This window comes from Cutibacterium sp. LaCa_286 (genome assembly GCF_057198075.1).
Genome location: NZ_CP191091.1, coordinates 1733353 through 1759672, shown reverse-complemented (window position 1 = coordinate 1759672; position 26320 = coordinate 1733353). Strand labels below are relative to the sequence as shown.

Below are 26320 nucleotides of genomic sequence, written 5' to 3'. Positions count from 1 at the left end.
TCGCCACCGGCTGATCGTCACAGGCGAACGCGTCTCGTAGCCGACGGCCCGAGGGCTGGAGTCGGGGTCAGGGCATCGGGTGTGGCTGTGGACTGCTGGAGCATGGTTCTGGTGAGCTTCCGGGAAGCTACCTCCTGCCGTATTCCTTCCGCAACCAGGCGCGTACCGCGTGGGTGGCACGCACGTCGTCCTCGTTGTACTGGAGAACTCGGGTGCGTGAACTCTCACGTACCTGCGGATCGGGGGAGTGGACGGCCTCGTCCCACCAGGTCTGCGAGTTGAGGCCGCCGGGTTCGGGATCTCGCCAGTGGAAACCGGCCCCTTCCTGGGCGACGGCCTTCAACCCGATCCCGTGCACCCCGAGGAAGTGCCGTCGCACGGTCTGGAACAGATCGGTGAAACAGCCCGACTGCAGCAGGCGCACCACCGAGGCTGCCATGTGCGGATCGGACGCCACCGTGCCGAAATGACGCAGATGAGTGATCTCGTAGTCCGAGTAGTGCACGATGATGCAGTCGGGAACCCGCTGGACGACGTGGTCCAGCCACGAGATCGCCTCCCTCGCAAGGCTGATCTCGGCTGCATCGTCCTGGTCGGAGAAGCTGGAGAAATGCACGTAGTAACAGGTGTTCGGATCCGTGGTCTCCGGCAGGAGGCCCTGCGGATCATCCACCCACATGCCCCACAGGTAGACCCGGTCGTCGAAGGAGGTCTCGATGTCGAAGTCGATCTCGACCTGCCCGGAAGGCAGGACGATGGGGTCATCGTTCCTTCGGGCCAGTGTGCGTCCCTGGTGCAACAGGGTGGCGCGTTGGGCAGCCAGTCGCAGTCGGGTCTCGGCGCGTGGCCGATGCTGCACCTGCGGCAGGTAGAGCGGTAGGACGACGTCCAGATCCGCTGCGGCGAGATCGTGAATGGTCTCGATGCCGAGGTCGCGCAGTGTCGCGATCTCGCGCACGTCCAGGGGCGCTTTCGTGACGCGCAACGAGATGTCGTCGGGATCGAGCTGGGACTCACACACCGGCCACCACGGGCACTGTGCACACTCCGGTACCACGATCGGGCGAAGCATCGGTGCACGGCGAGGACGGGTGGAGCTGCCCGAGGCGGGGTCGGGCGTGACGCCAGGTTGGTTGGTCGGGTGGCTCGCTGGTGCGTCCCCGCTCGGCATCGAGTCATGCCTGGTGGCCGTGCGTCTGCCCCGAACGGAATCGCTCGAGGCGCTGTGTGTCATGGCGTGTCTCGCGACGCTCACCCGGAAACTGTGCTCATGGTCGTAACGATCCAGCACACTGCGTCGTCTCCAGTGCTGGGATGCGGATTCTGCCGCCGACGAGCTCGTTGGTGCGGGAATGTAGGTGCGGATGAAGCGATGATCGAGGTCCAGCCAGCAGACAGCGAGGCGGGGGGAGTCCTCCGCGCACGTGGGCAGGTTTGCCAGCATGGTGACGTCGTCGGTTCCGATGAACCCGGCCAGACGACGTCGGCCAGACATCCCATCTGGTGGGCTCGCCACCAGACCAAGGTCGTCCAGCAGGCGCCAGTGGTGCGCCCCCTGCAGCAGGGTGTGTTCCCGTCCGGGGCGAAACACCTGGGTGGTGCTGAGGTGGGCTTGACGCGGATCGGGCTCCTGCAGCGGCGTCACCCAGGTGAATTCCGCAGTGGTGGCGTTGCGTTGCAGCAACGACTCGTGCGCGATGACCACCGGTAGATAACCCGGCTGGCCGTCGGGGCGATCCGCCACTCGCACCAGCACGTCGGGACTTCCCGAGCGGTGCCCCTGCAGCGACGAGGGCAGCTGCGGGTCGATGATCAGTGCTGCCCCCCGCTCGAGCACCTTGCGGGTCATGGCGCGGTGATGCTGTGGCGAGGAGCCGCGCCACTTTCGCAGGTCCACCGCGTGCGGAATCCTGGCCAGTTCGTCGCACATGGATGTCACGAATCCCCGGGCGGCATCGCTGAGGGGTGATGGCTGTGATTGCGGCTGGTCATCCTGGGTGGGCGGCAGTGTGATGCTCGGGTCGAAGGCGTGCTGCGTCCTCACCGGACAGGAGCGCGCCGCCCAGGAATCCAGCAGGATCGGTGTGGGATTGGGATGTGTTGCGGAGCTCACCGGGCGGACCTCAGGCTTTCCAGGCCCGGTGCAGAGCCAACACACCGCCAGCCACATTGCGCCACGAAACGGCCTTCCAACCACACCGTGCCATGAGATCTGCCAGGTGTTGCTGATCGGGCCAGGCCAGGATCGACTCGGCAAGGTAGTCGTAGGCGTCCCGGTTCGAACTTGCCAGTCGTGCCAACGCAGGGATCGCGGCCAGGAGGTAGTCCCGGTACAGGTGGCGAAACACCTTTGCCGTGGGGGTGGAGAACTCGCACACCACCAGCCGCCCGCCGGGTCTGGTGACGCGCAGCATCTCCCGAAGTGCCCCCGCGGTGTCCTCGACATTGCGCAGCCCGTAGGAGATGGTCACGGCATCGAAGGTGTCGTCGGCATAGGGCAGTGCAGTGGCGTCACCGGCGACGAAGTGCAGATCGGGTTGACGCTGGTGGCCCACCTCGAGCATTCCCAGGGAGATGTCGGTGGGGTAGACCTCGGCGCCGCAGGCGGCGAATGTGGCGGACGAGGTGCCGGTTCCCGCTGCCAGGTCCAGGATCTTCTGCCCGGGGCCCGGCTCCACCGCGTCAACCACGTACTGACGCCATTGATCGACCGCTCCCAAGGTCATGAGGGTGTTCATGAGGTCGTAGCGTCGCGCCACGCCGTCGAACATGGAGGCGACGTCGGCGTGATGCTTGTCCAAGGTGGCCCGGGTGGTATGCACCTGCCCAGTCTCGCACACGAACGTGCCGGCAGTCGCAACGTGCAGGCACGTCTCCCACACGAGCGTGCAGACTGGCCTGCACCGAACACCCCGAACCGGGGGACGCTGGTCACCGTCCATCAGGATCCCTAGATCATGATCGGCGGTCCTGGCCGTGTGCAGGTGGGTGGCAGCGTGCCGGCGGGTGGCAGTTGTCCACTGTCCACAGGGGAGGTGTCATCTGCTGACGGCGATCGGGCCACCTGTGGATGAGTTTTTGGTTCCCGCGAGGATGGTTGGAGAATAACGCCATGGCTTCTCGCAACGCAGTCCTGGTCGCCAAGGACGTCACCAAGTCCTATGGGGATCACACCATCGTCAACTCCTTCTCCCTGACCGTGCATCCGGGGCAGGCTGTCGCCCTCACGGGACGCAACGGTGCAGGCAAGTCGACCGTGCTGCGTTGCCTCGTCGGGGCCGATCGGCCCACCTCCGGCACCATCGAGGTGCTGGGCCGCCCAGTCTCCGAGACCGATCCCGAGTTCCGACGCAATGTCGCCACGGTCATTGACGACCTCGACTTCTTCCCCGACCTGTCCGTCGTGGAACATCTGGACCTGCTCGCTCGTGCCCACGGGCTCGTCGATGCCGACGAACTCGTCGACGAGGTGCTCGAGGAGGTGCAGTTGGTGGCGCAGTCGGGGCAACTGCCCGGAACCCTGTCGTCGGGTCAACGTCGACGACTTGCGTTGGCCACTGCCCTGGTGCGTCCACGCAAATTGCTCGTCCTCGACGAGCCCGAGGCAAGACTTGACGTCGAAGGTGTTGCCTGGCTCTCCCAACGTCTCAAGAAGGAACTCTCCCAGGGGCTGGCCATCGTCATGGCCAGCCACGAGCCCGCTCTGGTCGACGAACTCGGGGCTCAGGTCGTCGAGTTGGGAGGACAGCGCGGATGAGTAGGCACAATCGGCACCGCAAGTCTGGCAGGAAGACCCAGCCCACGTCCCCCACAGCTGCAACACCCGCCCCCAAGGACATCCCCACCGTCAACGACGTTCCTGCTGTCACACTCGTCGTCTCACATAGTCCTGACGAGTACTGGCAGGGGCAGGCCGACGAACGTCAGCTTGAACTGCTCATGGGGGATTGGCGTCGGGGTCGGACCACACGCAACATCTGGCAGGCCCTGGGCGACGCCTACGTCCTACTGTTCTCACTGGCCATCATCCTCGCCATGCTCATCAGCCTCATCGTGCAGGCCCAGGGGCAGGCCGCAGGATGCTCCAGCTCGGGCTGTCAGGCAGCACGAAACGTCCTGCCGCTGGCTGTCGTCACCGCCGTCATGGGCTTCGCCCTGGCCGTCTCGCGGATCTTCGGTCCGGTCCTGGCGTCGGCGGCGGAAGGATTCTGGTTGTTCGACGCACCGGTCGACAGGTCCCGCTTCCTGCGCAAGCGGCTACGGATCGCCGAGATCGTGAGCCTGGTCGGTGGGGCCATCGCAGGAGCCCTGGTCTCGGCACTGTCCGGGCTCAGCGGCCGGGCCATCATCGCCTGGACCGTCGCCACCGGGTTGAGCGCAGCGGCGCTGGTGGCCTTCGCCGCTGCAGAGCAGGGAGCAGAACGGGTGCGTACCGTGCGCGTGCTGCAGAGTGTTGCCATGGTTCTGGCTGGGTTGCTCCTGCTCGCCCTGGTGTCCACCGCCACCGGTTGGTACCCGATGAGCATCTCGACCGAGTTGTCGGTGCTGATCGCCTGGTCCGTCGTGGCCGGAGCTGTCCTGGTGCTCATCGTGGCACTCGTCGTGGCCAACGGACGGCTCAACTCGATCAGACGGGCCCGTCTCATGTCGGGTGGGTCACTGGTCTCTGGTATGCAGGGTGCCGCTTTCGCCCTGGACTTCGCCCTCATCCGCGACATCCTTCAGGAGCGAGAAGCCGTCGAACGCGGGCAGGTGCGCGCCACTCGAGGCCGTGGCATGGGGCTTCATGCCTTGGTCTGGCGAGATGTGCAGCGGCTGCTGCGTTTCCCCAAGCCCCTGGTGACGTTGGCCGCGACGATCGTCGTCCCCTACGCCCTGCAGGCCTTGGGGCTCGGGCGGCTCACCTCGCCGTTGTCGGCCCTGGTCCTGGTCGCTGCCATGGTGCCCTTCTTCACCAGCCTGCGCGTACTCAGCCGCACCAAGGGGCTCATGAGGATGATGCCGTTCACCACGTCCCAGGTGCGTACTGCGGCGTCCATCGTGCCAGCGATCCTTGCCCTCGTCTGGGCCCTGGCCACCATCCCCGCCTTCCACGGGATCGGTGATGCCGCTCGGATGGACTGGTTCCACGCCGTGCTCTATGCCCTGGTGACGGCTGCTGCCGGATTCATCGGTGCCATCCGCTGGGTCTCGGCCAAACCAGCTGACTACTCGACACCGATGGTCGCCACCCAGGCTGGCGCCATGCCGCCCAGCCTCATGTTCAACCTGTTGCGTGGGTTGGACATGGTGGCCCTCATCACCATCTGGCTCGTGCTCGGCCTGTCCCCGTGGATCGGTGTGGTCGCCGCGATCCTCGCCTACTCCTTCCTGCGTATGGGAGGCCTTGACCAGCAGGAGCTGCAACAGATGCAGGAGGAGTCCCGCCGCCAGCTCGCCGAACAGAAGCGGATCGCCCAGAACGAACGTCCCGTCAGGAAGAAGGTCGTGCGCCGCTGACCACGACGCATCGTGGTGGATGTGGTGGATACCGTGTGGTGAGAAGGCCAGCGTCAGTGCGCGTTGAGCACATCCATGAGGACTCTGACCCGGGTGCGCAGATCCTCGGCCATGTCCTCGGGGGTGGTGGACGAGGAAATGGGAATCCCGGTGAACAGGTGAATACGGCTGGGATCCGTGGCGTCGATCTGGCCACCACGGGTGTCGGAGAGCCACTGGCCGTTGCCCATGGTGTCGATCCAGCCTACCGGGCCGCTGACTCGGCCTCGATCCACCTCCTCTGCCTCCGACAGCACGGCTCGTGCTCGATCCGCAGAAGTCCCCGTGACGAACGCGGTGGGGTGGATGTTGGCTGCCACCGACAGGGAGGAGGCAGATCCGTCCGCCACGCCGGTGATGTCGGAGGCGAGGTAGTTGCCGTCCGGTGCGGTGACGATCCCGGGGTGTTGGGGGCGATGCCACGACTTGCTGAACGACGCCAGCGTCCTGCGTACGGATTCCACGGTCTGGGCATGTTCGGCGGCGATCGGCCCCTGGCCAGTCAGGGCATCGAGGATTCGGCGCTCGGTGGAATCGTGTCGACGTGGAGCGTGGGTGAGCGCTCGAGACGTGATGAGATCGTCACGGACCTGTGCCAGGAGCTTTGACGTCGTCCCAATGGTTCCTGAGACGAGATAGGTCCACGACTGGGGAAACAGTTTGGTGAGCAGTGCGACTGGCCATCGAGGGTCGATGGGTGCCGTACAGCCGACCAACAGATCACGCATGATGATGAGCTGCTCTATACCGCCGGAGAAGAACAGCTCCTGGGCCTGACGAGCGAGCTGCAACCAGCGATCGTCGTCGATGGTGCCTGGGCGGATGTCGTCAATGTGTGGTCGTACCGGGAGCATCTGGCGCATGGGTGGGTCGTCGTCGACGTCGCCATAGGAGAGCTGGGTGATCCAGCTGGTTCCGTAGCGGCGGCCGACGATGGTGCGTGGAACGATCATCACCGAGCGAGCCGAGGTGCGATCCGGATCGAAGACGAACGAGCCGAAGGCAACCGGTCCGGTGCCGTAGACTCCGGGAAGCTCGGTCTCGTTCTCCAGGTCGGCGCAGAACTCCTCCCACCACACGTCGGCGGCGAGCATGCTGTCGGGCGCGAACCGGGCGATGTGCCCGATACCGACGATCCCATCCCCTCGGTGGAGGATGCACGTGCTGTCCCTTGGCGTCATGAACGACTCCAAGGAGCCTGGATCGTCAATGACCACCGTTCGAGCGCGAAGATGACTGCTGTCCGGGTTGAGGATCACGCGGTCGAGGATACCCGCGGCTGTTTCGCACAACGGAATTGGACACCGCGTGCCCCGCAGGCGATGGGGTGCCGCAGAGGATGGGATTCGGGGTCAGATGGGTGGATTGGCTCGGGTGGAACGCCGGGACTGGCTCTCCGGGGCGAACGGACATGGCTCCAGCCACGGGCCCTACCATTCACTCAATTATGAAACAATTTCCTTTCTAAAATAGGGAGAGGGAATCCGGATACATGTGAAAATGCCATGATTGTGACGAATCGCTCATTTCACCATAGACTTTCATGGACGAGTGACGAGGAGGTTTCCATGGCGAACGTGGGCGGCCGTGGGGTGTGCGCCGACGCCCTCGTCGTGGGTGCTGGACCTGGCGGATCGGCCACTGCTGCGAATCTTGCCCGCCAGGGGCTGCACGTCGTGCTCCTGGAGAAGGCCACCTTTCCCCGTGACAAGGTCTGTGGTGACGGGCTGACACCGCGTGCCGTCCGCCAGCTCATCAGACTGGGCATTGACGTCAGCGAGGAAGCTGGGTGGAAGCACACCCAGGGGCTGCGTATTCACGGTGGAACCGTGCCCCCCTTCGTCCTTCCATGGCCGGAGCTGGCCGACTACCCGAACTTCGGCATGGTGTGCCGGCGCGCCAAGCTCGACGAGATGCTTGCCCGGCATGCCGAGTCGCTCGGAGCCGAACTCATCACGGGGGCCAACGTCAAGACCCCGATCATGGACGAACGCACTGGTCGCATCGTCGGCGTGCGGACCACTGATGGGCATGAGTTCCATGCCCCCGTCGTCGTTGCTGCCGATGGCAACTCCTCGCGCCTGGCCCTGGCCATGGGGCGCGAGCGCCGCCCAGATCGACCCATGGGGGTGGCGGTGCGCGCCTACTTCACCTCGCCACTCTCCCAGGGGGACCACCTGGAGAGCTGGCTGGAGCTGTGGGACGGCAAACCCCACGAGTCGGATCTGCTGCCCGGTTACGGCTGGGCGTTTCCGGTGGGGGACGGCACCGTCAACGTCGGGCTCGGAATGCTCAATTCCTCCGACGCCTTCCAGAAGACCGATTACCGATCCCTCATGACGCGCTGGCTGTCCCACCTGCCTGCGCAGTGGGGTCTCACCCCCGACAATCAGGAGGGGCCGATCCGTGGGGCTGCCCTGCCGATGGCCTTCAACCGCACCCCTGCCTACGATCGTGGTCTGTTGCTCGTCGGTGACGCAGGTGGCATGGTCAATCCCTTCAACGGCGAGGGCATCGATTACGCCATGGAGGCCGGTGAGCTTGCTGCCACGGCCATCGCCCAGGCCCATTACCGTGGCATGGGGTCCCGATCTGCCGAACGTGTCCTTCAGGGATACTCCATCGCGTTGCGTGAGCGCTTCGGTGGCTACTTCCGGCTGGGAACGATCTTCGTCAAGCTCATCGGAGACCCACGGGCCATGCGACTGTGCACCACGTATGGGTTGCCGCATGCCGCACTCATGAGATTCGTCAACAAGCTTCTCGCGAATCTCACCGACTCGCGAGGTGGGGACGTTTCTGACCACGTCATCAATGCCCTCACCAGATTGGCACCGTCAACATGAGAGAATGTGCCAAAACTGCAGTGCTCACGCCTAAAGTATTGCTGGCCGGATCCCATGGCTCGCGCTCCGGTCACAGACATCATGTCGGACGAGGTGGTACCAACCGATGAACGAATACCTGCCCTTGGTGGGCCTTCCCATTCTTGCCCTGCTGTTCGTGGTGGTGACGATTTCCGTCAACCTGCTGCTGAGCCCCACCCGGAGGAACGCCTCGAAGCATCAGACCTTCGAGTGTGGCATCCAGCCCACCCCGCAGCCGCCGGGTGGTGGACGGTTCCCGGTGAAGTACTACGTCATCGCGATGCTCTACATCGTCTTCGACATCGAAATCGTGTTCCTGTACCCCTGGGCCGTGACCTTCAACCAGCTCGGTGCATTCGGCCTGATCGAGATGCTGCTGTTCATTGCAACGGTCTTCGTCTCGTACATCTACATCTTCCGTCGCGGCGGACTTGACTGGGACTGAGCAGGAGAGGAAGGAAAACATGGCCGAGTACGACGCCGACGTCCCCGCCGGCATCATGATGACCTCGTTGGAGGCTGTCGTGGGATGGCTTCGCAAGACCTCCTTCTGGCCGCTGACGATGGGTCTGGCTTGCTGCGCCATCGAGATGATCTCCTACGGTGGTCCTCGTCAGGATGCGGCCCGCTGGGGCCATGAGGTGTTTCGCGCCTCGCCGCGCCAGGCCGATCTCATGATCGTGTCAGGACGCGTGAGCCAGAAGATGGCCCCGGTCGTGCGCCAGCTCTACGACCAGATGCCCAATCCCAAGTGGGTCATCTCGATGGGCGCCTGCGCCTCCTCCGGTGGCATCTTCAACAACTACGCCATCATCCAGGGCTGCGACCACATCGTCCCGGTCGACGTCTACCTCCCCGGTTGCCCGCCGAGCCCCGACATGCTCATCGACGCCGTGTTCAAGATCCGTGAGCAGATTCAGCACTGGCCACTGCTGGGACACATGGCCGAGGTGGAGAAGACCAAGGAGAAGAACGCGCTGGAGGCCCCAGCCACCATCGAGATGAAGGGACTCATGCGATGAGCTCCAACGATGTCGAGCACACCGACGGTGCCGAGGTTGCCGCAGCCGAAGCTGGCGTCATCAGCCCGGTGATGCGTACCACCACGGGGATGTGGGGGTCGGACTCCGGTCCGAGCGACACCTCGGGCTACGGCGGCACGGTCCAGGAGTTCAGCCTGCCCGGTGCCTCCGAGCGTCCGTTCGGCGGCTGGTTCGACGAGGTTGCCGACCGGATGGAGCAGCTCGTCCCGGGATTCTCCACCGGACTCACGACGATCCACCGCGGCGAGATCACCTTCTTCGTCCACCCTGGGAAACTGCTGGAACTCGTCAAGCAGCTGCGCGACGACGAGCAGCTGCGCTTCGAGAACTGCGCCTGTCTCACATGCGTGCACTACCCACAGATGGAAGGTGAGGAGTTGCACGTCATCTACAACCTGCGCTCCTACACCTACAACCGTGAAATTCGTCTCGAGGTGGGGCTGGCCGATCCGCAGGACAAGCATCCGCACATCGACTCGGTGACGGGGGTGTACCCGCACGCCGACTTCCAGGAGCGTGAGGTCTGGGACATGTTCGGTGTCATCTTCGACGGGCACCCGGCGCTGACGCGCATCCTCATGCCGGACGACTGGGTTGGCCACCCCCAGCGCAAGGACTATCCGCTTGGCGGCATCCCGGTGGAGTACAAGGGTGCCATCGTTGCGCCGCCGGACCAGCGCAGGAGCTACAACTGATGAGTGAGAACATTGCGGCCAAGGAGTACTTGGCCCAAGGCGGTGACTGGCAGCAGATCGTCTCCGAGGCTGCCGAGCGAGGTGACGAGACCGTCGTCATCAACTTCGGGCCGACCCACCCCTCGACCCACGGTGTGATGCGTCTCGTCATCGAACTTGACGGCGAGACCGTCAAGGACATGCGTGTGGGCATCGGATTCCTCCACACCGGGATCGAGAAGTCCATGGAGTACCGCACCTGGACCCAGGGCGTCGCCTATGCCACCCGCGCCAACTACGTCGCGAACTTCTTCAACGAGCTGGTCTACTGCCTGGCCGTGGAGAAACTGCTCGGCATCACCGATGAGGTCACCGAGCGTGCCAACGCGCTGCGCGTCATGATCACCGAGGTGAACCGGATCTCCTCACACCTGGTTGCCGTGGGCACCGGATCGATGGAGCTGGGTGCCACCTCGGTCACCGAGGTCGGTCTGAGGGAGCGTGAGATCTGTCTGGAGTTCAACCAGGCCGTCACCGGCCTGCGCATGAACAACGCGTGGATCCGCCCCGGTGGTACCGCCACGGATCTGCCGGACAACGGGATGGATCTGCTTCGCGACCTCATCGCCCGCATGGAGGACAACCTCCACGAGCTCTCCGAGTTCACCCTGCAGAACCCGATCTTCAAATCGCGCATGAGGGGCATTGCCCGCATGGAACTGGCGCAGTGCATGGCGCTGGGCATCACCGGGCCCACCCTGCGCGCCACCGGCCTGCCCTGGGACCTGCGCAAGACGAACCCCTACATCGGCTACGAGGACTACGAGTTCGACGTGCCGACCGCCGACACCGCCGACTGCTACGGACGATTCGTCATCCGTCTGGAGGAGATGAACCAGTCGGTCCGTATCCTCAAGCAGGTCGTCAAGAAGCTCGAGGACACCCAGGGCCAGCGTCACATGGTCGACGATCCCCACATCGCCTGGCCCGCCGAACTGGCCATCGGACCCGACGGGCAGGGCAACTCCCACGAACACATCAAGCACATCATGGGGGAGTCCATGGAAGCCCTCATCCACCACTTCAAGGTGATCACCGAGGGCTTCAAGGTGCCGGCCGGCGAGGTCTACCAGTCCATCGAGGGCGTGGCCGGTGAGCTCGGCTGCCACCTCGTCTCCGACGGGGGAGTGCGCCCCTACCGCGCCCACATCCGCGACACCGGATTCATCAACGTGCAGTCCCTGCCGGCGATGTGCGAGGGTGGCATGCTCTCCGACGTCGTGCCGGCGCTGGCATCCATCGATCCCGTGATGGGAGGAGTTGACCGATGAGCGAGGAATTCGACTTCCCGTACGCCGAGGAGTTCCGCTCGGACTTCACCGGATCCGGTGGCGTCGACCAGACGGACCGGTCCACGAACATCACCGACGAGACGATCGAGGAGATGCGCTCGTTGGCGGCCCGGTACCCCGAGCCGCGCTCGGCCCTGTTGCCGATCCTGCACCTGGTGCAGTCGGTGGACGGACGGGTCTCTCCCGCCGGCATCGAGGCTGCTGCCGAGGTGCTGGGCATCACCGAGGCCCAGGTCTCCGGTGCTGCGACGTTCTACACCATGTACAAGCGTCGTCCGGCTGGCCAACACCACATCGGGGTGTGCACCACCGCCCTGTGCGCCATCATGGGCGGCGACATCCTCATGGATCGGGTCGAGAAGAAGCTCGGCGTCAGGGAGGGGCAGACGACCCCCGACGGCAAGTTCTCCCTGGAACGCATCGAGTGCAACGCTGCCTGCGACTTCGCCCCGATCATGATGGTCAACTGGGAGTTCATGGACAACATGACCCCGGCCAAGGCCGACGAGCTGCTCGACAGGCTCGCCGCCGATCAGGAGGTTCATTCCACGCGTGGGGCGAGGATCACCAGCTGGCGCGACTCCGAACGGGTGCTGGCCGGATTCCCCGACGGGCGGGCTGACGAGGGCCCGAGCGCCGGGGAGGCATCCCTGCGTGGCGTCACGGTGGCCAAGGAGCGTGGCTGGAGCGCCCCCGATCCCGCCAGGATCAGCGTCTCGCAGCCGACTGAGGAGGGCAAGTGAGCATCGACACAGCATCTGGCCCAGCCCGTGTGACCCCCGTCCTGTCCGCCCACTGGGGTGAGGAGAGGTCGTGGAAGCTCGTCAACTACGAGCGCACCGGTGGCTACGTCGGCCTGCGCAATGCCCTGCAGATGGCACCTGAGGAGGTTGCCGGTCAGGTCAAGGACGCCAACCTTCGCGGCCGTGGTGGTGCCGGGTTCCCCTCGGGCGTCAAGTGGGGATTCGTCCCCAAGGACAATCCCAACCCCACCTATCTGGTGGTCAACGGTGACGAGTCCGAGCCGGGCACCTGCAAGGACATGCCCCTCATGATGGCCTCCCCCCACACCTTGGTGGAGGGAGCAATCATCGCTTCCTACGCCATCGGTGCGAAGATGGCCTTCCTCTACATTCGCGGGGAGGTGTTGCACGTCATCCGACGGGTGCAGCAGGCAGTACGCGAGGCGTACTCGGCCGGGTACCTGGGCAAGAACATCCTGGGTTCGGGCTACGACCTGGACATCGTCGTGCACTCCGGTGCCGGCGCCTACATCTGTGGTGAGGAGACCGCCCTGCTGGACTCCTTGGAGGGACGGCGTGGTCAACCCCGACTGCGTCCACCGTTCCCGGCCGTCGCCGGCCTGTACGCCTCCCCGACGGTCATCAACAACGTCGAGTCCATCTCGTCGGTGCCCTCGATCTTGGCCAACGGTGCCGCATGGTACAAGTCGATGGGCAGTGAGAAGTCCAGCGGTTTCACCATGTACTCGGTCTCGGGCCACGTTGCCCACCCCGGCCAGTACGAGGCCCCGATGGGGGTCACCTTGCGCGAACTCATCGATCTTTCCGGGGGCATGCGTGCCGGCCACGAGTTGAAGTTCTTCACCCCGGGCGGTTCGTCCACCCCGATGCTCACTCCCGAGCACCTGGACACCCCGCTGGACTACGAGAACCTCGCGGCGGCGAAGACCATGCTGGGCACCAAGGCACTGCAGTGCTTCGACGAGACCACCTCGGTGGTGCGTGCCACCCTGCGATGGGTGGAGTTCTACAAGCACGAGTCGTGTGGGAAATGCACCCCGTGCCGCGAGGGTACCTGGTGGCTGGTGCAGATGCTGCGCAAGATCGAGGCCGGTGAGGGTGAACCCGGCGACGTCGACAAGCTCATGGACGTCGTCGACAACATCGGTGGCAAGTCGTTCTGTGCCTTGGCCGACGGTGCCGTGGGCTGCGTACGTGGCGCCGTCGGCAATTTCCGCGATGAGTTCGAGGCAGGGTGCAAGGGCATTCCCGCCTGGCAGCTGCTGCCCTATGAGAGGAGCGCCATCTTCTCCGCCGAGGACATGGGCAGTGGCGTCTCCAGCGAGTTCGGAGTGAAGGCATGAGTGTGGACACGAAGAACGACGAGGTCGTCGCCAAGGAGGATCTCGTCACCCTCACGATCGATGGTGAGCCGGTGAGCGTGCCGAAGGGCACCCTCATCATTCGAGCCGCCGAGCAGAACGGCACCGTCATCCCAAGGTTCTGTGATCATCCGCTGCTGGACCCGGCCGGAGCCTGCCGTGAGTGTCTGGTGGAGATCCCCGACGCTGGAAATGGCCGCGGATTCCCCAAGCCACAGCCGGCCTGCACGATGCCGGTGGCCGAGGGCATGATCGTCAAGACGGCGGAGTCCTCCGAACTGGCCCGCAAGTCCCAGGCGGGAATCCTCGAGCTGCTGCTCATCAACCATCCGCTGGACTGCCCCATCTGCGACAAGGGTGGTGAGTGCCCGCTGCAGAACCAGGCCATGTCACACGGACGTGGTGAGTCGCGTTACGAAGGTGTCAAGCGCACCTACCCCAAGCCCATCAACATCTCGGCCCAGATCCTGCTGGACCGGGAGCGGTGCGTGCTGTGCCAGCGCTGCACCCGGTTCTCCGACCAGATCTCCGGTGACCCGCTCATCCACCTGCTGGAGCGCGGTGCCGTTTCCCAGATCGGGCCGTACACCGAGACTCCCTACGACTCGTACTTCTCGGGCAACGTCATCCAGATCTGCCCGGTGGGAGCGCTCACCAGCGCTGAGTACCGATTCCGCAGCCGCCCGTTCGACCTCGTCTCCACGACGACGACGTGCGAGAACTGTGCTGCCGGTTGCGAGCTGCGCACCGATCATCGGCACTACCAGGTCAAGCGTCGCAACGCTGGTAACCGTCCCGAGGTCAACGAGGAGTGGAACTGTGACCGTGGCCGGTTCGGTTTCCTCTCGGCGCGTGGTGATGACCGCATCACCACTCCGATGGTGCGCCGGAACGGTGCACTGGAGCCGGCCTCCTGGGCCGAGGCCATTGACGCAGCCGTCGCCGGACTGAAGCGGGCGAGGTCTGCCGGTGTGCTCACCGGTGGGCGTCTCACCGTCGAGGCGAACCTGGCCTGGTCACGGTTCGCACGCACCGTGTTGGGCACCAACGACATCGACTTCCGGGCTCGCGCCACCAGCGCCGAGGAGGATGCCTTCCTCGCCAGCCAGGTTGCCGGGGCAACGGTGGAGGAGTCGGTGACCTATGCAGACCTGCAGAAGGCCGGCAAGGTCGTCCTGGTGGACCTCGAACCCGAGGACGAGTGCCCGATGATCTTCCTGCGTCTGCGCAAGGCGTGGCGCAAGATGAAGCTGCCGGTGCTCACCGTGGGCAGCCATCTCAGCCGGGGTTCCCGCAAGCTCGGTGCCACCTTGGTGCCGACCGCTCCCGGGAACGAGGCCGCGTCGTTGGTACGCCTTGCCGAGCAGGGGACCATTGACGAGGACACCGTCATCCTCGTCGGTGAGCGTGCCGCGACTGCACCAGGAGCACTCGCCACCGTCATCGACCTGTGCCGTACCCGCGACGCCCGGATGGCCTGGGTGCCGCGCCGCGCCGGTGAGGTCGGTGCCGTGGAGGCTGGCTGTCTGCCCACCCTGCTGCCCGGCGGACGCCCCGTCACCGACGCCAAGGCTCGGGTGGACGTCGCAGCTGCATGGGGGGTCGAGTCGCTGCCCGATCAGTCTGGCCGCACCACTCCCCAGATGCTCGATGCCCTGATCGATGGCAGTCTCGAGGCGGTCATGGTCTCCGGTGTCCAGCTGTCCGACCTGCCCGATCCACAGGCCGCCCGACAGGCATTTGACAAGGCCGGCTTCGTCGTCAGCCTGGAGCAGCGTTGCAGCGAGGTGACCGAGCGTGCCGACGTCGTCTTCCCGGTGTGTCTGCTGGAGGAGACCTCCGGGACCTTCCTCGACTGGGAGCACCGCCCCGGTCGAGTGCGCGTCATCAACAAGCAGCCTCGCACCCCGATGAACGAGATTCGCGTGTTGGCAGCTCTGGCCGACGCGATGGGCACCCCGTTGGGGATGCGCACCGTCAGCCAGGCCCATCAGGCCTGGCTCGAGCTGGGGGACTGGGAAGGACGCGGACAGTCCGAGTCCACCGTGGTCGCCCCGCCCGCCCCCGAACGACATGGCGGTCTCGTCCTCGACACGTGGCGGGAACTGCTCGACGACTCCGCCTGCCTCGACGGTTCGCAGGCCCTGCGCCAGACTGCCCGTCCGCTGGTGGCGCGCGTGAGCCCGAGGACCGCCTCCGACCACGACCTCGGCAATGCCGACGTGGTGAATGTCACGTTTGCCGCCGGTGACTCGGTGGAGGTGCCCGTGAGCATCGAGGAGTCCATGATCGACGGCGTCGTGTGGGTGCCTGCGCACTGCGGCACCGGTTCGGCTCCGGCTCGAGCTGGGCAATCCGTTCAGATCGACAAGGTCCATGTCGACAAGGGAGGTGTGGCATGAATCCGTTCGCAGTAGCCCCATTCGGACAGGACCCGTGGTGGCTCGTGCTGGTCAAGGTGGTCCTTCTCTTCGTCATCCTGTTGGCGTGGACCATCGTCAACGTGTGGTTCGAGCGTCGCGTTCTGGCGAAGATGCAGAACCGCATCGGTCCCGTCATGAACTCGGCGTGGGCCGGCGGTGTGTTCCAGGCCGTCGGTGACGGGCTGAAACTCGTCTTCAAGGAGATCGTCAAGCCCAAGGGGGCAGACAGCTTCGTCTTCAGCCTGGCGCCGATCATTGCCGGCGTCGCGGCATTCAGCTCGTGGGCGGTGATCCCGCTGGGCGGTCAGGTGTCGATGTTCGGCCACCAGACCAATCTGCAGATCACCGACGTGCCGGTCGCCGTGCTGTTCATCCTGGCCATCTCGTCCATCGGTGTGTACGGCATCGTGCTGGCTGGATGGTCGTCGGCCGGCAGTTACTCGATGCTCGGCTCGCTGCGGTCCTCGGCGTCGATGATCTCCTACGAGGTCGCGATGAGCCTCACGCTCGTGTCGGTGTTCATGTTCTCCGGGACGATGTCCACCTCGGGAATCGTCGAGGCCCAGGCCACCCCGATCATGTTCGGTGATGCGAGCCTCGGAGTCCCCGGCCACTACTGGCTCATGCTCCTGCCCAGCTTCCTCATCTACGTCATCACGATGTTCGGCGAGTCGAACCGACTGCCCTTCGACATGCCCGAATGTGAGTCCGAGCTCGTCTCTGGTTACAGCACCGAGTACTCCGGGTTCCCCTACGGCATGTACTACTTGGCCGAGTACATCAACATGGCCACCCTGTCTGCCGTGTGTGTCACCCTGTTCCTCGGCGGCTACCGTGCCCCGTGGCCGTTCAACCACATCGGCGTCATCGACTCCGGCTGGTGGGGGCTGTTGTGGTTCTTCATCAAGGTCCAGCTGGTCATCTTCTTCTTCGTGTGGGTGCGCGCCGCGATTCCGCGATTCCGATACGACCACTACATGCAGATGGGGTGGAAGGCGCTCATCCCGATCGCCCTCGTGTGGCTCGTCATCGTGGCAGCACTGCGCTCGATCGGCGCCCAGGGTGCCTCCTACAACCCGCTGTTCATGGTGTTCGCCGGTATCGGCGTGGCAGCCCTCATCGCGTGGGCCTTCGGTGGGGACGCAGACGAGCCCGAGAAACAGCCGGTCAGCGAGGAGTTCGACGCCTTCGCCGGTGGCTACCCGGTGCCCCCGCTGCCTGGTCAGAAGCTGGTGACGGCCAATGCCATCGTTTCCGGTGAGGCCGTCTCGGCACCAGGTTCCGAGAACGTGCCACCGGCGGAAGCCACGTCGAACGTGCCTGCGACTCCGAAGGGAGACAACTGATGGGAGCTTGGTCAGGGTTCGGAATCACCTTCCGGACGATGTTCCGCAAGACCTTCACCCAGGAGTATCCGAGGAAGGGCAAGGAGAAGGTCATGGCGCCCCGGTTCCACGGGCGTCACCAGCTCAACCGCTGGCCCGACGGGTTGGAGAAGTGTGTCGGCTGCGAGCTGTGCGCTTGGGCCTGCCCAGCCGACGCCATCTACGTCGAGGCCGGTGCCAACACCGACGAGGAGCGCTACTCCCCGGGTGAACGGTACGGACGCGTCTACCAGATCAACTATCTGCGTTGCATCCTGTGCGGGATGTGCATCGAGGCGTGCCCCACCAGGGCGTTGACGATGACCAACGACTTCAAGATGGCAGACACAACTCGCGCCAAGCACATCTGGACCAAGGATGAGTTGCTGGCCCCGCTGGTCTCCGGCATGGAGCAGCCCCCGCATCCGCGTCGTCTCGGTGACGACGAGAAGGACTACTTCCTGGGGTTGCCTGCCACCGGAAAGCCGGACACTCGTACGGCACGTCATGACTCGCAGGGGGCCGTGAAATGAATACACTGACGATGGCCCTCACGCCGTGCACCGTGGCCGTGCCCATGGTGACGGCGTCGCACTGGGCCTTCTGGACGCTGGCACCCATCATGGTGCTGGCCGCACTCGGCATGGTCGTGGCCAGGAAACCGGTGCACTCGGCACTGTTCCTGGCTGTCATCATGATCAGCCTCGCCGTGCAGTACGCCAGCATGCAGGCACCCTTCCTCTTCGTGGTGCAGATCATCGTCTACACCGGTGCGATCCTCATGCTGTTCCTCTTCGTCGTGATGCTCGTCGGCGTCGACACCTCGGAATCGTTGGCCGACACCTTGCGTTCCCACCGCGTGGCGTCGACCATCGCCGCCATCGGCATCGGTGTCATGCTCGTCGTTGCCGTGGGACATGCCGTGACGGTGGGCAACATCGGTACCGACGCCGCAGTCGGTCTGGAGAGGGCCAATGCGGCCCACGGCGACAACGTCCACTCGCTGGCCGTGCTCATCTTCACCCAGTACGTCATCCCCTTCGAGGCGACCTCGGCGCTGCTCATCACCGCTGCGCTCGGCACGATGGTGCTGGCCCACGGTGAGCGTCTGCACCGCAAGAAGGGGCAGCCGGAGCGCATGTCCGATCGCATGGACGCCTACCTCAACGACGGCGCCCAGCTGGCTTCCCACCCGGCCCCGGGCGTGTACGCCCGAAGCAATGAGATCGGTGCCCCCGCCCTGCTGCCCGATGGCACGGTGGCCCAGGCCTCGGTCTCCAAGGCCCTGGCCAGCCGTGGCGGCATCATTGACGCCGGTGAGCTCAAGGCTCCCACGGCCAGCGCATTCGCCACGATCAGTGCCTCTCGTCGTGAGGTCGAAGGAGAGCTGGAATGAACCCGAACTACTACCTGATCCTCTCGGCGATCCTCTTCGCCTTCGGGGTGCTGGGCTTCCTGCTGCGTCGCAATGCGATCCTGTCGCTGATGTCCGTGGAGCTCATGCTCAATGCTGCGAACCTGGTGCTCGTGACGTTCTCGCACGTCCACGGTGCCCTTGACGGCCAGATCGGGGCGTTCTTCGTCATGATCGTGGCTGCTGCCGAGGTGACGGTCGGCCTGGCCATCATCGTCACCATCTACCGATCTCGTCGCTCGACTTCGGTCGACGACGTCAACCTACTGAAGTACTGAGGAGTGTCGGCGTGTACTTGTTGGAAACCGTTGCTCCGGTGCCGGCCGATGGTCTGTTCAGCCTTGCCTGGCTGATGATCGCCGTGCCGCTGGTCATCGCCGGGCTCCTGCTCGTGCTGGGCAGGCGCTCCGACGCCTGGGGGCACGTCCTCGCGACCCTGGCCCCCATCTTCTCGTTCGTCGTCGGGCTGGTGCTCTTCATCCAGCTGCTGGGGCGTGACGAGGGCCGGCGTGCCGTGTCCGTCCCGGTCTACTCGCTCATCGACACGGGCGCCTGGGACCTCAAGGTGGGCCTGCTCGTCGATCAGCTGTCGATCCTCTTCGTCCTGCTGGTCACGTTCGTGGGATCCCTCATTCACATCTACTCGATCGGTTACATGGCGCAGGATCCCGACCGCCGTCGGTTCTTCGCCTACCTCAACCTCTTCATCGCCTCGATGCTGACGTTGGTGCTGGCCGACAACTACCTTCTCGTCTTCTTCGGATGGGAGGGCGTGGGGCTGTGCTCCTACCTGCTCATCGGCTTCTGGTTCCAGAGGCCGAGCGCAGCGGCTGCTGGCAACAAGGCCTTCATCATGAACCGCATCGGTGACCTCGGCATGGTCATGGCGATGTTCACCTTCCTGGCCCAGCTGGGGACGCTGAACTTCGCCGAGGCGAGTGCCAAGGCCCCGACCCTGTCGGGCGGGTACGCCACCCTGCTGGGCTTCCTCCTGCTGCTGGCTGCCTGTGGAAAGTCTGCCCAGGTGCCGTTGCAGGCTTGGCTCATGGATGCCATGGAGGGCCCGACCCCGGTGTCGGCGCTCATCCACGCGGCGACGATGGTCACTGCCGGCGTCTACCTCGTGGTGCGGTCACACGCCGTCTACGCACAGACCGAGGCAGCCTCCCTGGCCGTGGCGATCGTCGGCACCGTCACCCTGCTGTTCGGCGCCTGGATCGGTTCGGCGCACAAGGACATCAAGCGTGTCCTCGCAGGTTCGACCATGTCGCAGATCGGCTACATGATGCTTGCCGCGGGTCTGGGACCGGCCGGTGCCGCGCTGGCCATCTTCCACCTGCTCACTCATGGGGCCTTCAAGGCCAACATGTTCCTCGGCTCCGGGTCGGTGATGCATGGCATGGGTGAGGACACGGACATGTACCACTTCGGTGCCCTGCGCAAGGCCATGCCGATCACCTTCTGGACGTTCGCCTGTGGTTACCTCGCCATCATCGGCTTCCCGGGCTTCGCCGGATTCTTCTCCAAGGACCCGATCATCGAGGCCGCGTGGGAACGTGGTTGGGCATTCGGCCTGCTCGCCCTCGTCGGTGCCGGGATCACCGCGTTCTACATGACCCGACTCATGGTGCTCACCTTCGGAGGCGAGAAGCGCTGGAGGAGCGACGTTCACCCGCACGAGTCGCCCAGCACGATGACGATCCCGCTCATCGTCCTGGCCATCCTCTCGGTGGTCGCTGGATTCGCCATGAACGGGTGGATCGCTGGCTGGCTCGCCCCTGCCACGGGTGCTGAGGTGCCCGAGGGCGGTGTGTTCCACTGGAGCCTCATCGGCATCATCAACCTCGTCGTCGTGGCCGTGGGCATCCTGCTCGGATGGTTCCTCAACCGAGCCAGGGTTCCCGGCGAGGAGCCGGCAACCAGCAATCCGTTCGCCCTGGCCAGCCGTCACTACCTCTACGGTGATGCCATCAACAATGCCGTCGTCATCCAGCCGGCTCGTGGCATCGGTCGCGGTGTCGGGCTCTTTGACAAGGGCATCATCGATGGGCTGGTCATGGGCGGCAGCGCCGTCGTGGCTGCCTGTTCCCAGGGGCTGCGCAAACTGCAGAACGGTGCCGTGCGTACCTATGGCCTGACGATGGCGTACGGCGTCATCATCGTGTGCCTCGTCGTGATCCTCGGTCGGATGGCCTGAGGGAGGAGATGAGATGAGTTTCCCGATCCTGACGATCCTGGCCCTGCTGCCCCTCGTCGGCGGTGCCATCGTCCTTGGCGTCAAGGGCCGCAGCGGACGTGCCACCGGCCTGGTGATCTCGATCGTCACCGCCGTGCTGGGCGTCATCGCGTTCATCGCGGCCGCCAACGGCACCGACGTCTCCGAGAACTACCACTGGATCAAGGCCATCGGTGCCTGGTACGCGCTCAGCTCCGACGGGCTGGGCATGACCCTGGTGCTCATGACGGTGATCCTGGTCCCCGTGGTCCTGCTGGCCGAGTGGAACATTGGTGAGAAGAAGCCCAGCGACGGCACCCAGACCTGGGGAGCCAACGTCTTCTCCGGGCTCGCCCTCATGACCGAGGGATTGGCGATCTACTGCTTCACCGCGGTCGACGTCCTGTTCTTCTACCTCATCTTCGAGGCCTCGCTGGTTCCGATGTACTTCCTCATCTCCGGATGGGGCGGTGCGCGACGCCGCAGGGCAGCCATCAAGTTCCTCATCTACTCCCTGGCTGGCGGTCTCGTCATGCTCTTCGGCGTCATCGGCGTCGGGGTGCACGGCAACAGCTTCCTCCTCGGCGAACTGGTGAAGGTGAACTTCGACGGGTCGATCGGCAAGTTCCTCTTCGTGGCCTTCTTCATCGCCTTCGCGATCAAGGCCCCGATGGTCCCGGTGCACACCTGGCTGCCCGATGCCGCCGAGCAGGCGACGCCCGGTGCCTCCACCCTGCTGGTGGGTCTGCTGGACAAGATCGGCACCCTCGGAATGATCCGCATCTGCCTGGGCCTGTTCCCGCAGGCCTCGCAGTGGGCCACCCCGTTCGTCCTCGTGCTCGCCGTCATCTCGGTGCTCTGGGGTGCGACGATGGCCGTCACCTCCAAGGACCTCATGAGGTTGGTGTCGTACACCTCGGTGAGCCACTTCGGGTTCATGATCATCGGCATCTTCGCCGTGACGACGACCTCGCTCACCGGATCGATCTTCTACATGTTCAACCACGGCTTCTCCACCGCAGCGCTGTTCCTGGTGCTCGGATTCCTGGTGAAGCGTCGTGGATCGGCCCAGGTCGACGCCTTCGGTGGCGTGCAGAAGACGGCCCCCGTGCTCGCCGGAATGTTCCTCTTCGCGGGTCTGGCGACGATGTCCCTGCCCGGTATCTCGAACTTCATCGGTGAGTTCATGGTGCTGGCCGGGGCATGGTCCAGACATCCGGTGTACGTCGCGGTGGCCACCCTGGGCATGGTGCTCGGTGCGGTCTACATCCTCCTCACCTACAAGAGGACGATGACCGGGCCCCTCACCCAGGCCACCAAGGCACACGTCACCACGGACCTCACCGGCTTGGAGAAGGCTGCGCTGACACCGTTGGTGATCCTGTTGCTGGTCTTCGGCTTCTTCCCACGACCCATGCTGCACGTAATTGAACCCGTGGCCCACCAGACCATGTCGATCGTCGGCGTGACTGATCCGGCTCCGGCTGCTGAGGAGGGTGTGAAGTGATTTCCCCTACCATGACCGGCGCTGTGACGGCGTCCGCACTGGTGCTCCAGGCACCGCAGATCGAGTGGTCGAACCTGGTCGCGATCTTCGTGCTCTTCGGTGGCGCTGCTGTGTCGGTGCTGCTGGAGGCGCTGGTACCGCGTCGGGCTCGTCGCAGTGTGCAGATCGCCCTCACCACCCTGGTGCTCATCGCCGCGCTTGTCGCGGTGATCGTGCCGTGGAGCAGGGGGGACTACCTGCTGGCTGGCGAAAGCGCGCTCGCCCTCGACGGCCCGACCTACGCCACGTGGTCGATGCTCATGGTGTTCGGACTGGGAACGGTACTGCTCTTCGCCGAGCGTATGGGTGGGGCCCAGACCTCATTCGTCGCCAATGCCTCGTCGGTGCCCGGCTCCGCCTTGGAGCGTGAGTCCGAGGAGGCTCGTCGTGAGCACACCGAGGTCTTCCCGCTGCTGCTGTTCTGCCTGTTCGGCATGATGCTCTTCGCTGCGAGCAATGACCTCATCCTCATGTTCGTCGCCCTGGAGATCTTCTCCCTGCCGCTCTACCTGCTCACCGGCCTGTCCCGGCGACGCCGCCTGGTGTCCCAGGAGGCCTCGGTGAAGTACTTCCTACTCGGGGCCCTGAGCTCGGCGATCTTCCTGTACGGCATCGCCCTGGTCTATGGGGCGGCTGGTTCGTTCCAGTTGGGCATCATCGCCCAGGCGAGCATGACCCAGATCAGTGGATCCAAGATCTTTGCAGCCGGCATGATCCTGTTGGCCGTCGGACTGCTGTTCAAGGTGGGTGCCGTTCCGTTCCACAACTGGACCCCGGACGTCTACACCGGTGCCCCGTCCCCGGTGACGGCCTTCATGTCGATCGCCACGAAGATGGTGGCCGTCCTCGGACTCATGCGCGTCATGTACGTCGCCATGGGTGCCATGCGGTGGGACTGGCAGCTCCTGCTCGCCGTGGTGGCGGTGGCCTCCATGGCGGTTGGCGCCATCGTCGGTCTCTCCCAGACCGACATGAAGCGCATGCTCGCCTACTCCTCGATCGCCCACGCCGGGTTCATCATGGTCGGCGTCGTCGGGGCCTACACCCTGCAGACCGGGCAGCGCCCCGACCAGACCGGTTCGGTCTCCTCGGTGCTCATCTACCTGGCCGGCTATGGTCTGGCGACCATCGGATTCTTCATGGTCATCCTCATGGTGCGCAAGGCTGGTGGCGAGTCCACCGAGATCGACTCCTGGGCAGGTCTGGGACGCCGTCACCCGATGCTGGGTGCCCTCATCGTGCTCTTCATGCTGAGCTTCGCGGGTATCCCGGCCACTGCCGGGTTCACGGGCAAACTGTTCGTGTTCCTTGCCGGTTGGCGCGGCGGGTACGCCTGGCTGGTGTTGCTCGGTGTGATCTTCTCGCTGGTGGCCGCCTACTTCTACCTGCACGTCATCTACGTCGTCTTCTTCAAGACGCCGGGCGAGCAGGCGCAGGACGTTGAGGTCGGTGACCCGAGTGTGGGTGGCTGGATCGTCTTGGTTGTCTGCGCCCTGGGCACCCTGATCCTGGGTCTGTACCCCCAGCCGATCATCGAGATGGTCAACCACGCGAGCGTCTTCCTCCGCTGACGCCCCACGCGAGCACAGGGCCGATACGGATACAGAAGTCGATGTACAGGGGCCGGAGCCTTCGGGCTCTGGCCCCTGCTTCGTCCCATGCCTCGCACCGGGCGTTCGGCAACCGTTGAGTGTACGCGGAGCCCGCTGAGGGATTAGGCTAGAAGAACCGGCGTCCACCGACGTCACCCCCGACTACACCCGCTGGGTTTTCCGGCGACGAGGAGTACCGTGTCGCAGAACGTGAGTAACGAGTTCACCGACAACGTCACCGCGAAGCTCGCACTGGTCGAGGAGGAGCTGTCTCGGCAGGCAGGCGCTGACACCCCGTTCGTCACCGAGGCCGCCAACCACATCATCTCCGCTGGGGGCAAACGTTTTCGCCCGTTGCTGGTGACGCTGTGCTCCCAGTTCGGCAAACCCGTGGCCGACGTCGATCTGGTACGTGCCGCCGTCGTCATGGAACTCACCCATGTGGCCTCCCTCTACCACGACGACGTCATGGACGAGGCCTCGATACGCCGGGGTGCGGAGTCGGCCAACTCCCGCTGGGGCAACTCGGTGGCCATCATGGTCGGAGACTTCCTCTTCGCTCGGGCCTCCGAGACGGTCGCCAAACTTGGCACCGAGTACGTCGCCCTGCAGGCACGGACCTTCTCCCGGCTCGTCCAGGGACAGATTGCCGAGACCCGCGGCCCCCAGCCCGACGAGGACCCATTGGAACACTATCTGCAGGTGGTGTCCGACAAGACCGCCTCGCTCATCTCGGCCGCTGCCGTCTTCGGGGCCATGGTCTCCGACGCCTCGGCCGAGATCGTCGAGTCACTGCGTGAGTTCGGCGAACAGATCGGTTCGGTGTTCCAGCTCTCCGACGACATCATCGACATCACGTCGACACGGACCGGCAAGACACCGGGCACCGATCTGCGTGAGGGGGTTGCCACCCTGCCCACACTCATGCTGCAGGCCTCCACCGACCCGGCGGACGACGAGCTCAAGGATCTGTTGACGGCCGACCTCATGGACCAGCACAACCTCGACCGTGCCCTGGCAGGGTTGCGTGCCAGTCACGTCATCGACGAAGCTCGAGCTGTGGTGCAGCGGCGTGCCGATCTCGCCCGTGACCATCTCGCCATCCTTCCCGCAGGCGATGCCCGTACGGCGTTGGAGACCCTGTGCGACGAGATCGTCTCCCGATCGTCCTGAACCTGGATTCGGCCAATCTGCGGGTTCACATCTCCGCGTCGTGATCACTGCAGCGTCTGTGCCTGACAGCTCATCGTTTTCGACACCAAGGAGTTTCTCGTGGCCCGTCATCTCGATCTCATCGGCATTGGTCCCGGCAATCCGGACTGGATCACCCTGGCTGCCGTCAAGGCCATCCAGTCATTGGACGTGCTCTTCGTCGTCCTCAAGGAGCGTGAGGTCGACGACCTCGTCGAGTTTCGACGAGAGGTGCTCAGGCGGCATCGCCCGGACGCCGAGGATCCCTCGGCGCCGCACCCGCTGCGCCTTGTCGAGCTGCAGGACCCGCCTCGTCCCTGGCAGTCCACCCCGGACTATCCCAAGGCTGTCGCCACATGGCGTACTCAGCGCCTTGGGCAGTGGACCCAAGCCGTCGAAGGGGCTCTGGAGGACGGGCAACGGGGTGGATTCCTCGTGTGGGGCGATCCCAGCCTGTTCGAGTCGACCCTGGCCATCGTCAACCGGCTCATCGCCGAGGTGGACTCTCGCGGCAGTGTGCCGATCGAGCTCAACGTCATCCCAGGCATCTCCAGCTCCCTGTCGCTGGCCACCCGCCACCAGATCGCCCTCAACCGGCAGGGCAGGGCCGTGCAGATCAGCCCGGCTCGGTTGCTGGAGAATGGCATGCCCGAGGGCGTGGACGACGTCGTCGTCATGCTGGATGGCAAGCAGACCTTCAGCCTCATCGACCCCACTGGTCTCGACATCTACTGGGCGGCCTACATCGGCAGCCCCGACGAGATCCTCATCAGCGGCTCGTTGGAGGACGTGCGCGACGAGATCCTGCGGGTGCGCGCCCAGGCCAAGGAGGAACACGGCTGGCTCTTCGACACCTACCTGCTGCGACGCCGCTGAGCGATTGACCGGGTGCCATCACTTCCGGCGGCCCCGACCGGCAGAACACACCCACGACAGAGCGTGGTCTGAGGGGGCGGTGGGCTCTCCCGAGTCCCAG

The 26320-nt window shown here is 64.9% G+C and carries 22 protein-coding genes; 19 read left to right on the top strand and 3 right to left on the bottom strand.

What is annotated here, in order from left to right; all coding sequences use genetic code 11:
• Window positions 1-127 precede the first annotated feature (127 nt).
• Complete coding sequence (locus ACP8JZ_RS07660) at window positions 128-2113, bottom strand: TM0106 family RecB-like putative nuclease (protein ID WP_306517209.1); 1986 nt, start codon at window positions 2111-2113, stop codon at window positions 128-130.
• Between the two features lie 10 nt (window positions 2114-2123).
• Window positions 2124-2822, bottom strand: a complete 699-nt coding sequence (locus tag ACP8JZ_RS07655; protein ID WP_306517208.1) for a demethylmenaquinone methyltransferase — start codon at window positions 2820-2822, stop codon at window positions 2124-2126.
• Window positions 2823-3112: 290 nt separating this feature from the next.
• Between ACP8JZ_RS07655 and ACP8JZ_RS07650 the strand changes: the two genes are divergently transcribed.
• A complete protein-coding gene (locus ACP8JZ_RS07650; RefSeq protein ID WP_023034389.1) occupies window positions 3113-3757 on the top strand; it encodes an ABC transporter ATP-binding protein in 645 nt (214 codons plus the stop codon).
• Window positions 3754-5499, top strand: coding sequence for a DUF6297 family protein (locus ACP8JZ_RS07645; protein ID WP_484482353.1), 1746 nt, complete (start codon window positions 3754-3756; stop codon window positions 5497-5499). The genes ACP8JZ_RS07650 and ACP8JZ_RS07645 overlap by 4 nt, the downstream gene beginning before the upstream one ends.
• A gap of 53 nt (window positions 5500-5552) precedes the next feature.
• Here the strand turns inward: ACP8JZ_RS07645 and ACP8JZ_RS07640 are convergent, their stop codons facing one another.
• On the bottom strand, window positions 5553-6797 hold the full coding sequence (locus ACP8JZ_RS07640) for a chorismate-binding protein (RefSeq protein WP_484484254.1): 1245 nt from the start codon (window positions 6795-6797) through the stop codon (window positions 5553-5555).
• Between the two features lie 309 nt (window positions 6798-7106).
• Between ACP8JZ_RS07640 and ACP8JZ_RS07635 the strand changes: the two genes are divergently transcribed.
• The 17 genes from ACP8JZ_RS07635 (at window position 7107) to cobF (ending at window position 26220) form a co-directional block, all read left to right on the top strand.
• Window positions 7107-8384 carry a geranylgeranyl reductase family protein gene (locus ACP8JZ_RS07635; protein WP_484482351.1) on the top strand — a complete coding sequence of 426 codons (1278 nt, stop codon included), beginning with the start codon at window positions 7107-7109 and terminating at the stop codon, window positions 8382-8384.
• 106 nt (window positions 8385-8490) lie between these two features.
• Complete coding sequence (locus ACP8JZ_RS07630; protein WP_306517552.1) at window positions 8491-8850, top strand: NADH-quinone oxidoreductase subunit A; 360 nt, start codon at window positions 8491-8493, stop codon at window positions 8848-8850.
• Between the two features lie 19 nt (window positions 8851-8869).
• Window positions 8870-9427: an NADH-quinone oxidoreductase subunit B gene (locus ACP8JZ_RS07625; protein WP_021105046.1), complete on the top strand. Its 558-nt coding sequence runs from the start codon at window positions 8870-8872 to the stop codon at window positions 9425-9427.
• Window positions 9424-10143 (top strand): NADH-quinone oxidoreductase subunit C, encoded by a 720-nt coding sequence (locus tag ACP8JZ_RS07620; protein ID WP_323458337.1) that lies wholly within the window; start codon window positions 9424-9426, stop codon window positions 10141-10143. The genes ACP8JZ_RS07625 and ACP8JZ_RS07620 overlap by 4 nt, the downstream gene beginning before the upstream one ends.
• Entirely contained in the window at window positions 10143-11453 is a 1311-nt protein-coding gene (locus tag ACP8JZ_RS07615) for an NADH-quinone oxidoreductase subunit D (RefSeq protein WP_484482350.1), read from the top strand. The genes ACP8JZ_RS07620 and ACP8JZ_RS07615 overlap by 1 nt, the downstream gene beginning before the upstream one ends.
• On the top strand, window positions 11450-12217 hold the full coding sequence (gene nuoE, locus ACP8JZ_RS07610; RefSeq protein ID WP_484482349.1) for an NADH-quinone oxidoreductase subunit NuoE: 768 nt from the start codon (window positions 11450-11452) through the stop codon (window positions 12215-12217). Before ACP8JZ_RS07615 ends, nuoE begins: the two co-directional genes overlap by 4 nt.
• A gap of 29 nt (window positions 12218-12246) precedes the next feature.
• A complete protein-coding gene (gene nuoF / locus ACP8JZ_RS07605; protein ID WP_484482824.1) occupies window positions 12247-13581 on the top strand; it encodes an NADH-quinone oxidoreductase subunit NuoF in 1335 nt (444 codons plus the stop codon).
• Window positions 13578-16001 carry an NADH-quinone oxidoreductase subunit G gene (locus tag ACP8JZ_RS07600; protein ID WP_484482348.1) on the top strand — a complete coding sequence of 808 codons (2424 nt, stop codon included), beginning with the start codon at window positions 13578-13580 and terminating at the stop codon, window positions 15999-16001. The genes nuoF and ACP8JZ_RS07600 overlap by 4 nt, the downstream gene beginning before the upstream one ends.
• Window positions 15998-17368 (top strand): NADH-quinone oxidoreductase subunit NuoH, encoded by a 1371-nt coding sequence (gene nuoH / locus ACP8JZ_RS07595; RefSeq protein WP_306517556.1) that lies wholly within the window; start codon window positions 15998-16000, stop codon window positions 17366-17368. The genes ACP8JZ_RS07600 and nuoH overlap by 4 nt, the downstream gene beginning before the upstream one ends.
• Window positions 17368-17919 carry an NADH-quinone oxidoreductase subunit NuoI gene (gene nuoI, locus ACP8JZ_RS07590; protein WP_306517557.1) on the top strand — a complete coding sequence of 184 codons (552 nt, stop codon included), beginning with the start codon at window positions 17368-17370 and terminating at the stop codon, window positions 17917-17919. Before nuoH ends, nuoI begins: the two co-directional genes overlap by 1 nt.
• Before the next feature lie 11 nt (window positions 17920-17930).
• Window positions 17931-18782, top strand: a complete 852-nt coding sequence (locus ACP8JZ_RS07585; protein ID WP_036903319.1) for an NADH-quinone oxidoreductase subunit J — start codon at window positions 17931-17933, stop codon at window positions 18780-18782.
• Entirely contained in the window at window positions 18779-19078 is a 300-nt protein-coding gene (nuoK, locus tag ACP8JZ_RS07580) for an NADH-quinone oxidoreductase subunit NuoK (protein ID WP_021104196.1), read from the top strand. Before ACP8JZ_RS07585 ends, nuoK begins: the two co-directional genes overlap by 4 nt.
• 38 nt (window positions 19079-19116) lie before the next feature.
• On the top strand, window positions 19117-20997 hold the full coding sequence (gene nuoL, locus ACP8JZ_RS07575) for an NADH-quinone oxidoreductase subunit L (RefSeq protein ID WP_371415902.1): 1881 nt from the start codon (window positions 19117-19119) through the stop codon (window positions 20995-20997).
• A gap of 13 nt (window positions 20998-21010) precedes the next feature.
• The gene (locus ACP8JZ_RS07570; protein WP_306517560.1) at window positions 21011-22522 is read left to right on the top strand and encodes an NADH-quinone oxidoreductase subunit M; all 1512 of its coding nucleotides are present in this window, start codon (window positions 21011-21013) and stop codon (window positions 22520-22522) included.
• The gene (gene nuoN, locus ACP8JZ_RS07565) at window positions 22522-24132 is read left to right on the top strand and encodes an NADH-quinone oxidoreductase subunit NuoN (RefSeq protein WP_371415903.1); all 1611 of its coding nucleotides are present in this window, start codon (window positions 22522-22524) and stop codon (window positions 24130-24132) included. Before ACP8JZ_RS07570 ends, nuoN begins: the two co-directional genes overlap by 1 nt.
• 219 nt (window positions 24133-24351) lie before the next feature.
• Window positions 24352-25326, top strand: a complete 975-nt coding sequence (locus tag ACP8JZ_RS07560; protein WP_306517561.1) for a polyprenyl synthetase family protein — start codon at window positions 24352-24354, stop codon at window positions 25324-25326.
• A 99-nt stretch (window positions 25327-25425) separates the two neighbouring features.
• Window positions 25426-26220 (top strand): precorrin-6A synthase (deacetylating), encoded by a 795-nt coding sequence (cobF, locus tag ACP8JZ_RS07555; RefSeq protein ID WP_484482347.1) that lies wholly within the window; start codon window positions 25426-25428, stop codon window positions 26218-26220.
• The last annotated feature ends 100 nt before the right edge of the window (window positions 26221-26320 follow it).